Origin of the sequence: Cribrihabitans pelagius (genome assembly GCF_048820915.1) — a bacterium.
GTDB lineage: Bacteria > Pseudomonadota > Alphaproteobacteria > Rhodobacterales > Rhodobacteraceae > Cribrihabitans_A > Cribrihabitans_A pelagius.
Window position 1 is genome coordinate 43,874 of record NZ_JBMERR010000017.1, and the last position, 13,313, is coordinate 57,186.

The window sequence follows — 13,313 nt, forward strand, 5'->3', positions numbered from 1 at the left end:
GGGAAGGGCGGCCCCCGACCCTCTCCCCGGGCGGGCGCGCTGCAACCTCCCGGCAAGACCAACCGCGGATCTGAATGGGGACCGGGTTGCACCAGCCGGACGGCGCATGCCCCCTCGCACGTCCGGGCGCGGCCCGCCCCTGTGTCAAAACAGCCGTCGCGCTACCACCGCCCCAGCGCCGCGCGCCACATCAGGCTGCCACGCTTGCGGAATTCGCTCAGCCCCAGTGCGCCCTGCACCACCCGTTCGGGCTGACGCACCGCCTGCCGCAGGATGGAGCCGGCCTGCCAGCCCGCCAGCAAGGCGACCCCCGCCTCGCGCGAGACCTTGCTGCCGGCCGCACGCGCGGCCTCCAGCCGCTCCAGCCCGCGACGGGCCAGCGCCTGGACGGCTTCCGGCGTGCCCTCCACCAGCGGAATGCGGTTGTTGCGCTCCAGCTCAGGAACGGCCCTCAACCAGTTGGCGATCCCGGCCCCATAGGCAAAATCGCGTACCACGGACTCGTCGGCCTCCCCCAGAGAGCCCGCCGCCATCCACATCAGCGACCCGGCGGTCGCGTCGATATAGGCGTCAAAGGCCCCTGCATCCTCGAAGGCGTCGCGGTAGATGTCCCAGCGCCGCGCTTCGGCCATGCCCTCTATCAGCCGCGCAAATTCCGGCTTCAGCGTCCGCGCCAGGGGTGTTGCCACGTAGTGGCGGCGCACCGGTTTACCCGCGGCAATCTCGGCCCCGGCGTCGCGCCACCATTGCACCCGCATCTCTGCGATCATCGCCTCCTGGCTGGCCCAGGGCGCCCGCGCCAGCTCGATGTTGAAGGCGTATAGCGCAAACAGCAGCGGACGTGCCTCGGCCGGAGCCGCCATGGTGGCAAGAAACCGGTCCGGGTCGCTCTTTTGCACCAGCTCCGCGCAGGCGGTCAGATCGTCGTCAAACTGCATCCGCCTGCCCGGCCCCGCAGTCATGCACCAGTTTCCATCGGATGGCGTCCAGCAGCGCCTCGAACGACGCATCGATGATGTTCGCGCTGACGCCAACGGTGGACCAACGGCGGCCCTGGCTGTCCTCGCTGTCGATGATCACGCGGGTCACCGCCTCGGTGCCGCCCTGGGTGATGCGCACCTTGAAATCGACCAGCCGCATGTCTTCAAGCTGCACGGAATAGCGCCCCAGATCCTTTATCAGCGCCTTGGCGAGCGCGTTCACCGGGCCGCGGTCACTGCCGGTTTCGTCGAGCGACTCGCTGACGGACAAGCGCTTTTCGCCATCGACCTTCACGACCACGACGGCCTCCGAGAGGCTGACCATCCGGTTGTACTTGTTCTTGCGCCGCTCGACGGTGACCTTGTAGCGCTTGACCTCAAAGAACTCCGGCAGCTGGTCCAGTTTTTCCCGCGCCAGCAGTTCGAAGGAGGCCTGCGCGGTGTCATATGAATAGCCTTCCGCCTCGCGCGCCTTGATCCGCTCCAGGATCTGCGCCAGCGCCGGGTTGCCCTTTGCAACGGTGAGCCCCGCGTCGGTCAGGCGCTTGCGCAGGTTCGACTGGCCGGCCTGGTTAGACATCGGGATGACCCGCGCATTGCCGACCCTGCCCGGGTCGATATGCTCATAGGTCGAAGGATCCTTGAGGATCGCGCTGGCGTGCAGGCCCGCCTTGTGGGCAAAGGCCGAGGCCCCCACATAGGCCGCCTGCCGCACCGGAACCCGGTTCAGGATATCATCCAGCATCCGGCTGATCCGGGTCAGCCCCGCGAGGGCGTTCAGGCTCACCCCGGTCTCGAACCGGCTGGCATAGGGTTCCTTCAGCAAGAGCGTCGGGATCAGCGCGGTGAGGTTGGCATTGCCGCAGCGTTCGCCCAGACCGTTCAGCGTGCCCTGGACCTGCCGCGCCCCGGCATCCACCGCGGCCAGCGAACAGGCCACAGCGTTTTCCGTGTCGTTATGGGTATGTATGCCCAGTTTCTCACCCGGAATTCCGGCCTTAACGACCTCGGTGACGATCCGATGCACCTCCGCGGGCAGCGCGCCGCCATTGGTGTCGCACAGCACCACCCAGCGCGCCCCGGCCTCCAGCGCTGCACGGCAGGCTGCCAGCGCGTAGTCCGGATTGTCCTTGTAACCGTCGAAGAAATGCTCGGCATCAAACAGCGCCTCGCGCCCCTGCGCCACGATATGGGCGACCGAGGCGCGGATGTTCTCCAGGTTCTCTTCAAGCCCGATCCCCAGCGCGTGGGTTACATGGTAGTCGTGGCTCTTGCCGACCAGACAGACGGCCGGGGTGCCTGCGTTGATCACTGCCGCCAGAACATCGTCATTTCCGGCGGACCGCCCGGTCCGTTTGGTCATGCCAAAAGCGGTCATGGTGGCGCGGGTCTTCGGCGCCTCTTCAAAAAACGCACTGTCGGTCGGATTTGCACCGGGCCAGCCGCCTTCGATGTAGTCGATGCCCAGGCCGTCAAGCGCCTGCGCGATCTGCTTTTTTTCCGCGGTCGAGAATTGAACCCCTTGGGTTTGCTGCCCGTCCCGCAGGCTGGTGTCGTAGAGAAAAAGGCGTTCCTTGGACATCAAAGCGCCTCCAGTTTAGCGGGGTCAAATCCCGTGCCCGGCACCAGTTCGACACCGGCTTTGCTCATACGAACCTCGAGGCCTGCCTTCACAAAAACCGCCTTCAGCCGGTCTACTTCGGAAAAGTCCTTGCTTTCCATGGCCTTCCGCCGCACGTCGGAGAACTTTTCCTCATAGGCCGTCAGATCAATGGAAGGTGCGGATGCCCAAGCCCCCAAGTCCTCGGTCAGCAGCCCGAGCATCCTGGCCGAAGCCAGCAGTCCGGCCGCGTCGTCCGCCGCCGCCAGCTTGTGCAACTCGGCAATGGCACCTGCGGTATTGAGGTCATCCGCCAGTGCTTCCAGGACCGCGGCAGCAGCGCTGGACGCGGGCTCGATGCCCGCGGTCAGCGCCCGCCACTTGCGCAGCGTGGCCTCGGCCTCCTTGGCTTTCCTGTCGGTCCAATCCATTGGTTTACGGTAATGGGTTTGCAGGAACACAAAGCGGATCACCTCCCCCGGGTAGCCCTGGTCGAGCAGATCGCGCACGGTGAAGAAATTGCCCAGCGACTTGGACATTTTCTTGCCCTCGACCTGCAGCATCTCGTTATGCAGCCAGAAACGCGCAAACTCACTCTGGGGACGGGCACAGCAGCTTTGCGCGATTTCATTCTCGTGATGCGGAAACATCAGGTCGTTGCCGCCGCCGTGAATGTCGAAGGTCTCACCCAGCAATTCATACGCCATCGCCGAGCATTCGATGTGCCAGCCCGGCCGGCCGCGGCCCCAAGGGCTGTCCCAACCGGGCAGATCGCCGCTCGACGGCTTCCACAGCACGAAGTCCATCGGGTTCTTCTTGTAGGGCGCGACCTCCACTCTGGCACCCGCGATCATGTCATCGACCGAGCGCCCTGACAGCCTGCCATAGCGCTCTTTCCAGCTCTCCACTGCAAACAGCACATGGCCCTCCGCCGCATAGGCGTGGCCCTTGGCGATCAGATCCCCGATCATCGCCACCATCTGCGGGATATATTGCGTCGCGCGCGGCATATGGGTGGGCTCCAGCGCACCCAGTTCGCCCATATCCTCCAGGAACCAGGCGGTGGTCTCGGCGGTGATGTCGCCGATCGGGCGGCCGGTTTCCGCGGCGCGGGCGTTGATCTTGTCGTCGACGTCAGTGAAGTTTCGCACATAGGTCACTGATTTTCGACCATAAACCTCGCGCAGAAGCCGAAACAGAACGTCAAAGACCACAACCGGGCGTGCGTTGCCCAGATGGGCCCGGTCGTAAACGGTAGGACCGCAGACATACATCCGCACATTGGCGGCGTCGATCGGCTCAAAAACCTCCCGCGCCCGCGTCTTGGTGTTGTGCAGCTTGATCGCAATATCCTTGGTGTCCATGCCCGGTCCTTTCACATGCCCGGCCGTGGCTGGCCGGCGCTCCCTTCACGCGCAGCGCGGGCTTAGCAACTTGTCAGGAAAATGGAAACGACAGAAACCGGCCCGCTGATATGTCAGCAGGTAATGCAGCAGATCATCGCGATGAGGGTCTGTTTCATGCAGGCTGGATAGCACGGGTTTTGCGCACCGCCAAGTCTGCCGTGCGCGCGCGGCGGCGAAAGGTCCGCAAAATGCGGATTCAGGCAAACGAAAAGACCGCCCCGGCCGCCCCATGAACGGGACAGTCAGGACGGCCTTGGGGCACGGCTGCGCAGAGGCGGGCCGCGCCAGAGCCCCCGGCAGGCTTAGAAGTGGAACGACGCGCGCACCGCAACCGAGGTTGCCTCGCCGCCGACGCCGGTGTTGCCGAATTCGTCGAAGTCATGCTCCAGGACTTCGCCGCCGACGCTCCACTGGTCGTTCACCTTGTAGGCCAGGCCGAGGCCGTAGAATTCGCCGGTCTCATCACCCAGCGAGGTTTCGGCCTCCGCAACACCAGCGGTCACGTAACCCAGAACGCGGCCGAAGTCGTAACCGGCCTTCACTTTGCCGCGTGCGACGGAATCGACGCTCGCGACGCCGCCCAGATCCACATCGGTCTCGTCATATTCAATCTCACCACCCAGCACGAAACGGCCGAAATCGTGATTGTAGCCGCCGTGAATACCGTAGGCAGCGTCGTCGCCCGAAAGGCCGTTGTCGGCGTCGGCGTCAAGCTGGCCAACCTGGCCACCCAGATAGAAACCGGTCCAGTCCCCACCGTAATCGACCACCGGAACCGGTGCCGGCGCGGGTGCCGGTTCCACAACCGGTTCGCTCAGGTTGCCGGCGAATGCCGCACTGCCCATTGCGGCGGCGATGGCTGTCATAGCTACGAAACGAGTCATTCAGACTTCTCCTTTTGCAGTGCCAGCGCAAGTTGTGCGCCGGTGGATTGTACAAAAGGGCTCGGGACCGGAACTTCCAGTGCTGGTGTCAAATGCCCCTGCCAAATACGCGGCGGTTTGCCAAAACGCCCATGACGTGTGCATTTTTCCGCCAATAGCCGCCGGATTTTTGCAACTGCGCCAGCCAGTTTGCACGGCGCGTGTTGAAATACGCCTGCCGCGCACCCAATTGGAGCCGCTAAAATCGAAATGCGGCGCCCAAGGACAGGGTTTCACCCCGCGGTGCAGCCGGGCCGCTGGCAGGACCGGCCTGGTGATGCAGCAGCTCCCCGGTGAGTTGCAGCGCGCGGTTAAGCGACACCCGCATGCCCAGCCCCAGCACGGGCCCGCTGCTGCGCCCGCCCCCGGTGGCGGCCTGCACCCGGCCCAAGGTGACGTAGCCAAGCGCGGGCCCGAAATCATAGCCCGCCCGGGCGCGCAGCTGGCGGGTTTCCTCGGCCTCCAGCGCCCGGGCCAATGGCCCGTCCTGGGTGAGCGCGACCATGCCGCCAAGCACAAGGCTGCCGAAATCGCGGTCATAATCCAGCCGCATGGTGCCGGCCTGCGCCGGATTGCGCGCGGGAGCAGCTGGGGCTGCGGCCTGCCGGGAGCTTGCGGAAGAGAACAGCGGCCTGCTCCAGTCACTGGCATGGGACGGCGGAGCGGCCAGGCAGGCAAGAGCCGCGGCAACGGTCAGGAAGGGGTGCATTTTCCAAGCTGCTGGCATGTGGCTTTGCCCCTACTGTCTGCGCCGTTTCTGCGCGCCATCCCTGGACCGCCAGTCTCGCAGGCAAGTCTTAACAATTGGTTCCTGCCACTGTGCCACCGCATGGTTCTCAGCGCCAAAGAAAATCTCGCCGCGGCGGCGCGAGCTGGCTTGCATTTTATCCGTATTTAACCGGGTTGCGGCACAATGCCGGGGACAGGCCGCAGATGGGACAGGCGCCAGCGGGATGAAAAAGATGTCGCTTTTTTCACTGACGTCGCGAACACGATAGAATCGCACCACCCAGCTGCCAGTCTGTCCCTAACGTGAGGAGAGACCGCATGCAGGGGGAACGCTGTTCAGTGAGCCTGGTATGCCGCACCATCGGTGCGGCGCGCGGACGTGCGGCCCGCGGGCGGCCGGTCTGAGGCAGATGCTTTCCCCTTCCACCGCACGCAAATCAGAGACATTCGCATGAACCAGACTGCAAACACCGCACGCACCGCAGCCAGCGCACGCAGCGGCGGGCGCAACGCGCGCCGCGCCGCCCGCGCCGCCTCCCTGCCCGACCACCTGCGCCCGGTCCGCCCCGGCCAGGAGGGCGGCACCCTGAAACTTCTGTCGCAATCGGACATGGAGAAGATCCACGCGTCGGCACTTGACGCGCTTGAGCGGATCGGCCTGGCAGACGCCCCCGAAAGCGGCGTCGCATACCTGACCGCCGCGGGCTGCACTCTCGGCGCGGACGGACGCATCCGCTTCCCCCGCGCCCTGGTCGAAGACACCATCGCCAAGGCCAACCGATCGGTCACGCTGCACAGCCGCGACGGACGGACGGACCTGGAGCTCTCCGGATCACGCGTTCACTACGGCACCGCCGGCGCTGCGGTGCATATGGTCGATGCGGAGGGGCGCAACTACCGCGACTCCACGGTGCAGGACCTGCATGACGCCGCGCGCATCTGCGACCAGCTGGACAACATCCACTTCGTGCAGCGGCCGATGGTGTGCCGCGACATCGCCGACAACCGCGACATGGACCTGAACACGATCTACGCCGCTTGCGCGGGCACCACCAAACATGTCGGCACTTCCTTCACCGATCCGAGCTACGTTCGGGACGCGCTGGAAATGCTGCACATGATCGCGGGCGGAGAGGACAAGTGGCGCGAACGCCCCTTCGTGTCGAACTCCAACTGCTTTGTCGTGCCGCCGATGAAGTTCGCCACCGAATCTTGCCTGGTGATGGAAGAATGCATCAAGGGCGGCATGCCGGTGCTTTTGCTGTCGGCGGGCATGGCAGGCGCCACCGCACCCTCGACCATTGCCGGTGCCATCGTGCAGGCGACTGCCGAATGCCTCGCCGGGCTGGTTTACGTAAACGCCGTAAAGCCAGGCGCTCCCGCGATTTTTGGCACCTGGCCCTTCGGGCTCGACCTCCGCACGGGGGCGATGTCCGTTGGCTCGGGCGAACAGGCGCTGCTGAGCGCGGGCTGCGCCCAGATGCACAAATTCTACGATCTGCCGGGCGGTGCCGCTGCGGGCGCGTCGGATGCCAAGCTGCCGGACATGCAGGCGGGCTGGGAGCAGATGTGCTCCAACGTGATGGCGGGGCTCTCCGGGCTCAACATGGTGTACGAGGCCGCGGGCATGCACGCGTCGCTCTTGGGCTTCTGCCACGAGTCGCTGATCCTCTCGGATGACATCATCGGCCAGGCGCTGCGCTGCGTGCGGGGCATCGAGGTGAGTGAGGAAACCCTCGCAGTGGAGCAGATCGCCGAGGTCTGCCTGGGCGGCAGCGGCCATTACCTCGGCACGGGTCAAACCCTGGGCCGGATGCAGGTTGACTATGTCTACCCGGCACTTGGCGACCGGACCTCCCCCAAGGAATGGGCCGAGCGCGACAAGCCCGACCTGATCGCAAAGGCCACCGCCCGCAAGGAGCGCATTCTGTCGGAACGTGCGGCCGCCCGTTTCGATGCGGCAACCGACAAGGCGATCCGCGCCCGGTTCAACATCCACCTGCCGGCCTGAACCTGCGCAGCGGACAGACCGGGAACCCGCAAAGAAAAGGCCCCCTCCGTGATGGAGGGGGCCAGTCGCACCGGTCGGGCTCCTTCGTTGACTGCCCGAGTGTTTTCTTGCCTGGGCCTTCCCGGTGTTCAGAGCGGGCGCACCCGCTCCAGATTCTTCAGCTGCAGCCGGAGGTGCCGCCGCAGGTGTTGCACTTCATGCAGGTGCCGTTGCGCACCAGCGTGTAGTTGCCGCATTCGCCACAGGCTTCGCCTTCGTAGCCCTGCATCTTTGCCTTGACGCGCGCGTCCATGCCGCTGGCGCCTTGCGCCGTTGACTGCTCGGAAGTTTCCGGCACCAGCGTCTGCAGTGCGCGCACCGGGTCGGTGCCGGTGCCTAGCGCAGTCACCTCGCTCTGGCCGCCCTGCAGCACCACCAGCTCCTGCGGCAGCCGCTTGCGCAGGTAGCCGGTGGAGGAGATCTGCTTCAGCACCTCCAGCGAGCGGCTGGCCGCGCTTTCGCTCAGCTCGGTCAGGTTCGACACACCCTCTTCCTCGCCGCGGCCGAGATCGTCGAAAGTGGCGCCTTCCGGCTTCACATGGGCCAGGTCGGTGCGATCGAGGTAGCTAACAGCGAGCTCGCGGAACACGTAGTCGAGGATCGAGGTCGCGTTCTTGATCGAGTCGTTGCCCTGCACCATGCCCGCAGGCTCGAACTTGGTGAAGGTGAACGCGTCGACGAATTCCTCCAGCGGCACACCGTATTGCAGGCCAACGGAGACTGCGATGGCGAAGTTGTTCATCATCGCCCGGAAGCCCGCGCCTTCCTTGTGCATGTCGATGAAGATCTCGCCCAGGGTGCCGTCTTCGTATTCGCCGGTCCGCAGGTAGACCTTGTGGCCGCCAACAACCGCCTTCTGGGTGTAGCCCTTGCGGCGGTGGGGCATCTTGGTGCGGTGGCTGCGTACCAGCTCCTTCACCACCACTTTTTCGACGATCTTCTCGGCGAGCACCGCGGCCTTCTCCTGCTGCGAGCCGCTTTCCAGCACCTCGGCAGCCTCGTCGTCATCCTCGACCAGCGCGGCGGCCAGCGGCTGGCTCAGCTTGGAGCCGTCCCGGTAGAGCGCGTTGGCCTTGATGCCGAGGCTCCAGCTCAGCTCATAGGCCAACTGGCAGTCCTCGATCGTGGCGGAATTCGGCATGTTGATGGTCTTGGAAATTGCGCCCGAGATGAAGCTCTGCGCTGCCGCCATCATACGGATGTGGCTGTCCACGCTCAGGTAGCGGGTGCCCTTCTTGCCGCAGGGGTTGGCGCAGTCGAAGATCTCGTAGTGCTCTTCCTTCAGATGCGGCGCGCCCTCCAGCGTCATGGTGCCGCAGACGTGGTCGTTGGTCGCTTCGATATCAGCCTTGGTAAAGCCGAGGTGGCGCAGGAGGTCGAAGGTCGGATCATTCAGCTTGGGTCCGGGAATGCCCAGCACGCCGGTGCAGAAATCCTCACCCAGTGTCCACTGGTTGAAGACAAAGCGCACGTCGAAGGCCGCTTCCAGCGCCGCATCCACCTTGGCCAGCTCAGCCGGACCAAAACCGTGGCCTGCCAGCGATGTGTGGTTGATGGCGGGCGCATTGGAGATTGTGCCATGACCAACCGCATAGGCTACGATTTCGGCGATCTCGGCGGAACTGTAGCCCAGCCCTTCCAGTGCCGACGGCACCGACCGGTTGATGATCTTGAAGTACCCGCCGCCCGCAAGTTTCTTGAACTTCACCAGCGCGAAGTCCGGTTCGATCCCGGTGGTGTCGCAATCCATCACCAGGCCGATGGTGCCGGTAGGGGCGATTACTGTGGTCTGCGCATTGCGGTAGCCGTGTTTCTCGCCCAGCTCCAGCGCCTCGTCCCAGGCGCCGGCCGCCAGACCCGTCAGCAGCGGATCGGGGCAGCTGGCGATGTCCAGCGGCACCGGCTTGACCGACAGGTTTTCGTAACCCTCGGCGTTGCCCTTTGCGGCGTTGCGGTGGTTGCGGATCACCCGCAGCATGTGCTCGGCGTTCTTGGCATAGCCCGGGAAGGCGCCCAGCTCCGCCGCCATCTCGGCCGAGGTGGCATAGGAGACGCCGGTCATCAGCGCCGAAAGCGCCCCGCACAAGCTGCGGCCCTCGTCGCTGTCATAGCTGAAGCCCATGTTCATCAGCAGGCCGCCGATATTGGCATAGCCCAGGCCCAGGGTGCGGAAATCATACGACCGCTGCGCAATTTCCTTCGAGGGGAACTGCGCCATCATCACCGAGATTTCCAGCGTCACCGTCCACAGGCGGCAGGCATGCATGAAGTCATCGGCCTGGAACTTGCCGTCCTTGAGGAAGGTCAGCAGGTTCAGCGACGCCAGATTGCAGGCGGTATCGTCCAGGAACATGTATTCCGAACAAGGGTTTGAGCCGCGGATCTCGCCATCCGCCGGGCAGGTGTGCCACTCGTTCACGGTGTCGTGGAACTGGATCCCCGGATCGGCGCATGCCCAAGCGGCGTGGCCGACCTTCTCCCATAGCTCGCGCGCCCGCACCACCTTGGCAACGCGGCCGTCGGTACGGTTGATGAGCTCCCAGTCGGCGTCTTTCTCCACCGCGTGCAGGAACGCGTTGGTGACGCGGATCGAGTTGTTGGAGTTCTGCCCGGAAACCGAGCTGTAGGCTTCGCTGTCCCAATCGGTGTCGTAGGTCGGGAACTCGATCGAGGTATGGCCCTGACGCGCGTAGTCCAGCACGCGCTTGATGTAGGTTTCCGGGATTGCGATCTTCTTGGCCTCGCGCACCGCGGCCTTCAGCCCGCCGTTCACCGCGGGGTCATAGGCATCGCCCTCGGCGCCGTCCCAGCCGCGGATCGCCTCGAAGATGCCGTTCAGCATCTTCTCGTGCATCTTGGAGCCCGCAACGATGGAGGCGACCTTCTGCTCCTCGATCACCTTCCAATCGATGAATTGCTCGATATCCGGGTGGTCGGCATCGACGATCACCATCTTGGCCGCGCGCCGGGTGGTGCCGCCGGATTTGATCGCGCCCGCTGCGCGGTCGCCGATTTTCAGGAAGCCCATCAGGCCGGACGACTTGCCGCCGCCCGACAGCGCCTCGCCCTCGCCGCGCAGGTGGCTGAAATTGGTGCCGGTGCCGGAGCCGTATTTGAACAGCCGCGCCTCGCGCACCCAAAGGTCCATGATGCCGCCGTCCTGCACCAGGTCGTCGGTCACCGACTGGATGAAGCACGCATGCGGCTGCGGGTGCTCATAGGCGGAGGCGGATTTGGTCAGCTTGCCGGTCTTGAAGTCGACGTAGTGATGCCCCTGCGCCGGGCCGTCGATGCCATAGGCCCAGTGCAGCCCGGTGTTGAACCACTGCGGCGAGTTCGGCGCCGCACGCTGGGTCGCGAGCATGTAGCGCATCTCGTCATAATAAGCGCGGGCGTCTTCCTCGGTAGTGAAATAGCCGCCCTTCCAGCCCCAATAGGCCCATGCGCCCGCCAGCCGGTCGAACACCTGCTTGGAGGAGGTCTCCCCGCCAAGTTCCGCGCCCTGTTCGGGGATCGAGCGCCACAGGAACTCCGGCACGCCTTTTTCGCGCACCTTCTTCAGCCGGGACGGAACCCCTGCCTTGCGAAAGTACTTTTGCGCGATCACGTCGCTGGCGACCTGGCTCCAGGAGGCGGGCACTTCGATGTTGTCGAGTCGGAAAACGATGGTCCCGTCCGGATTGCGGATCTCGGAGGCGGTCTTGGCGAAAGCCAGCCCCGCATAGGCGTCCTGCCCGGGTTTCGTGTATTTCCGTTCGATCTTCATGCCCTGCCCCTTCTCAAGCTGCATCTCTTCTGCCGGATGCGCCCCCGCACCCGCCGTCTGCCGTCCCGAACACCACATCGCACTGTGCAACCAAAGCGCACTGCCGCGGCCCTCACCGGCCTGTTACAAACCTGTTGGTTATGGTCTGGCGTTGTTGCTGCCGACGCTAAACCTACAAGATCTGGTGTCAGAGCAACTCGTGAACACAATTTGACGTATTCCGACACAAGTGGTCAACGCAAAATTTCGGGCAGGCTGCCGATCTTTCCTGTTGACGCTCCAATCAGCTTGCCGGGTCACGCCGGGCGGTTTGATTCATCCACAGCCCGCAGCGCGGCAGCAAACCTTTGACGTTCCGGGAGGCGCCGGAATTTCTTGCGAAACGGTAAAGGCTTGCCGCGCGCTCCTGAGACCTGCTGGCAGAAGGCCATGGCGGCTGCCAGCGTAAAACATCCACATGCGGCCCCTTTGCACTTTCCCCGGTTTTTTTCCGGCTTAACGGTTCCCGCCACGGTCGGCCGCGCCCCGCCTGACGCGCTTTGGCGGCAGCAAATTAACAAAGGGTTAATGCGCCGGCAGCATGACTGACGCCTCCGCTGCCCCGCCGGGGCCAGGAGAGCGCTGGATTTCTATGGGAAAAGTGGTCGGGGCGGCGAGATTCGAACTCACGACCCCCTGTACCCAAAACAGGTGCGCTACCAGACTGCGCCACGCCCCGGACCGTGCGCCTTCCTATCGCCGCGGAACTGATTTGAAAAGCCCTAACAGGGCCAAACTGCTGTTTCCTGCGAAAAAAACGGATGCTGCATCTGGCTGCCCGCGGCAATGCCATAGCGCCGCGCCAGCCCGCCGTTGATTTCCAGCACCGCAAAGACCCGGGCACCGCCGGAAATCGGCGTCAGATCCCCCGGAACCGCATTTTCATGCACCGACGTGACCGTGCCGCCCGCATCAAGGAACAGGATATCCAGAGGGATCAGCGTGTTCTTCATCCAGAAGGCGGCGGGCTGCGGCGCGTCATAGACAAACAGCATCCCCGCCCCTTGAGGCAGGCTTTCGCGGAACATCAGACCGCGGGCGCGCTCTTCCTGGCTGCCGGCGATTTCCACCGTGAAGGCCGCCTGCCCCCAGTCGCCGCGCAAGGTGACACGATCCGGACGGCACTCGGCCGCTGCGGCGCCTCCGGCCAGAAGGATCGCGCCGGCCAGACCCGCAACGCCCAGCCGCCGCACCGGATCAGACCTGCTCGGAAGGCAGCAGCGCGGCCTCCCAGGCCAGCACTTCCACAGCCATGCGGCCGCGCTTGCCATCGATCACCCGCATCGACAGCGCCTCGCCCGGCTGCAGATCGGCAAGCCCGGACTGGCGCAGCACTTCGACATGCAGGAACACGTCCTCGGTGCGGCCGAACACATTGGCAAAGCCGAATCCCTTGCCCTTGTCGAACCACTTGACCCGGGCCGGCTCCAGCGGCTTGCTCTGCACCGTGCCCATGTCGAGATCGGCAAAATCGCTCAGCACCGGCGCTTCATCACGTTCCGGCGGCGCGATCGCGAGTACCTCGACCGCCTGCACGCCGCGGCCGGTTTCCTGAATGACCACATCAATCCTGACGCCATCCGCAACAGAGCTCTGGCCGAAATTGCGCAACACGTTCACATGCAAAAGAATATCGGGGCCGCCCTCGTCGGACACGACAAAACCATAGCCCTTGGCCGGGTCGAACCACTTCACCAGCCCCTGAACCTGCTGCAAGCTGCTCAGATCTTCTGCCACGAAAATATTCCCACTGCGTTTATTATTATAGTCATAATTCTGATGCGCGATTTCAGTTATTGAGTTCAAGTATTAAATTTAAC

9 protein-coding genes and 1 tRNA gene are annotated in these 13,313 nt (G+C 64.4%); 1 reads left to right on the forward strand and 9 read right to left on the reverse strand.

Translation table 11 applies throughout. From position 1 onward, the window contains the following. Window positions 1-161: 161 nt before the first annotated feature. The 5 genes from ACOHX0_RS15380 to ACOHX0_RS15400 all read right to left on the reverse strand — a co-directional run bounded on the left by ACOHX0_RS15380 (window position 162) and on the right by ACOHX0_RS15400 (window position 5,462). A complete protein-coding gene (locus tag ACOHX0_RS15380) occupies window positions 162-938 on the reverse strand; it encodes a phytoene/squalene synthase family protein (RefSeq protein ID WP_420678012.1) in 777 nt (258 codons plus the stop codon). Then, window positions 928-2,562, reverse strand: a complete 1,635-nt coding sequence (cimA, locus tag ACOHX0_RS15385) for a citramalate synthase (protein ID WP_420677926.1) — start codon at window positions 2,560-2,562, stop codon at window positions 928-930. The genes ACOHX0_RS15380 and cimA overlap by 11 nt, the downstream gene beginning before the upstream one ends. Next, window positions 2,562-3,944 (reverse strand): cysteine--tRNA ligase, encoded by a 1,383-nt coding sequence (cysS, locus tag ACOHX0_RS15390; protein ID WP_420677928.1) that lies wholly within the window; start codon window positions 3,942-3,944, stop codon window positions 2,562-2,564. The genes cimA and cysS overlap by 1 nt, the downstream gene beginning before the upstream one ends. Window positions 3,945-4,288: 344 nt before the next feature. Then, entirely contained in the window at window positions 4,289-4,870 is a 582-nt protein-coding gene (locus ACOHX0_RS15395; RefSeq protein WP_420677929.1) for an outer membrane protein, read from the reverse strand. Window positions 4,871-5,108: 238 nt separating this feature from the next. Beyond that, window positions 5,109-5,462 carry a hypothetical protein gene (locus ACOHX0_RS15400; RefSeq protein WP_420677930.1) on the reverse strand — a complete coding sequence of 118 codons (354 nt, stop codon included), beginning with the start codon at window positions 5,460-5,462 and terminating at the stop codon, window positions 5,109-5,111. A gap of 627 nt (window positions 5,463-6,089) precedes the next feature. Between ACOHX0_RS15400 and ACOHX0_RS15405 the strand changes: the two genes are divergently transcribed. After that, window positions 6,090-7,649, forward strand: a complete 1,560-nt coding sequence (locus tag ACOHX0_RS15405) for a trimethylamine methyltransferase family protein (RefSeq protein WP_420677931.1) — start codon at window positions 6,090-6,092, stop codon at window positions 7,647-7,649. A gap of 157 nt (window positions 7,650-7,806) precedes the next feature. On the opposite strand, the gene ACOHX0_RS15410 is transcribed toward ACOHX0_RS15405, so the two are convergent. The 4 genes from ACOHX0_RS15410 to ACOHX0_RS15425 form a co-directional block, all read right to left on the reverse strand. Further along, window positions 7,807-11,454 carry a vitamin B12-dependent ribonucleotide reductase gene (locus tag ACOHX0_RS15410; RefSeq protein WP_420677932.1) on the reverse strand — a complete coding sequence of 1,216 codons (3,648 nt, stop codon included), beginning with the start codon at window positions 11,452-11,454 and terminating at the stop codon, window positions 7,807-7,809. A 641-nt stretch (window positions 11,455-12,095) separates the two neighbouring features. Continuing rightward, window positions 12,096-12,172: transfer RNA gene (locus ACOHX0_RS15415), tRNA-Pro, on the reverse strand. Between the two features lie 43 nt (window positions 12,173-12,215). Then, complete coding sequence (locus ACOHX0_RS15420) at window positions 12,216-12,686, reverse strand: DUF192 domain-containing protein (protein ID WP_420677934.1); 471 nt, start codon at window positions 12,684-12,686, stop codon at window positions 12,216-12,218. Window positions 12,687-12,690: 4 nt separating this feature from the next. After that, window positions 12,691-13,230: a cold-shock protein gene (locus ACOHX0_RS15425; protein ID WP_420677936.1), complete on the reverse strand. Its 540-nt coding sequence runs from the start codon at window positions 13,228-13,230 to the stop codon at window positions 12,691-12,693. Between the last annotated feature and the right edge of the window lie 83 nt (window positions 13,231-13,313).

Excerpts from the sequence above, each read along its gene's own strand:
- cimA (WP_420677926.1), bottom strand. The coding sequence starts at position 2,562 with ATGTCCAAGGAACGCCTTTTTCTCTACGACACCAGCCTGCGGGACGGG.
- ACOHX0_RS15395 (WP_420677929.1), bottom strand. The coding sequence starts at position 4,870 with ATGACTCGTTTCGTAGCTATGACAGCCATCGCCGCCGCAATGGGCAGT.
- ACOHX0_RS15400 (WP_420677930.1), bottom strand. The coding sequence starts at position 5,462 with ATGCGGCTGGATTATGACCGCGATTTCGGCAGCCTTGTGCTTGGCGGC.
- ACOHX0_RS15410 (WP_420677932.1), bottom strand. The coding sequence starts at position 11,454 with ATGAAGATCGAACGGAAATACACGAAACCCGGGCAGGACGCCTATGCG.
- ACOHX0_RS15380 (WP_420678012.1), bottom strand. The coding sequence starts at position 938 with ATGCAGTTTGACGACGATCTGACCGCCTGCGCGGAGCTGGTGCAAAAG.
- ACOHX0_RS15405 (WP_420677931.1), top strand. The coding sequence starts at position 6,090 with ATGAACCAGACTGCAAACACCGCACGCACCGCAGCCAGCGCACGCAGC.
- cysS (WP_420677928.1), bottom strand. The coding sequence starts at position 3,944 with ATGGACACCAAGGATATTGCGATCAAGCTGCACAACACCAAGACGCGG.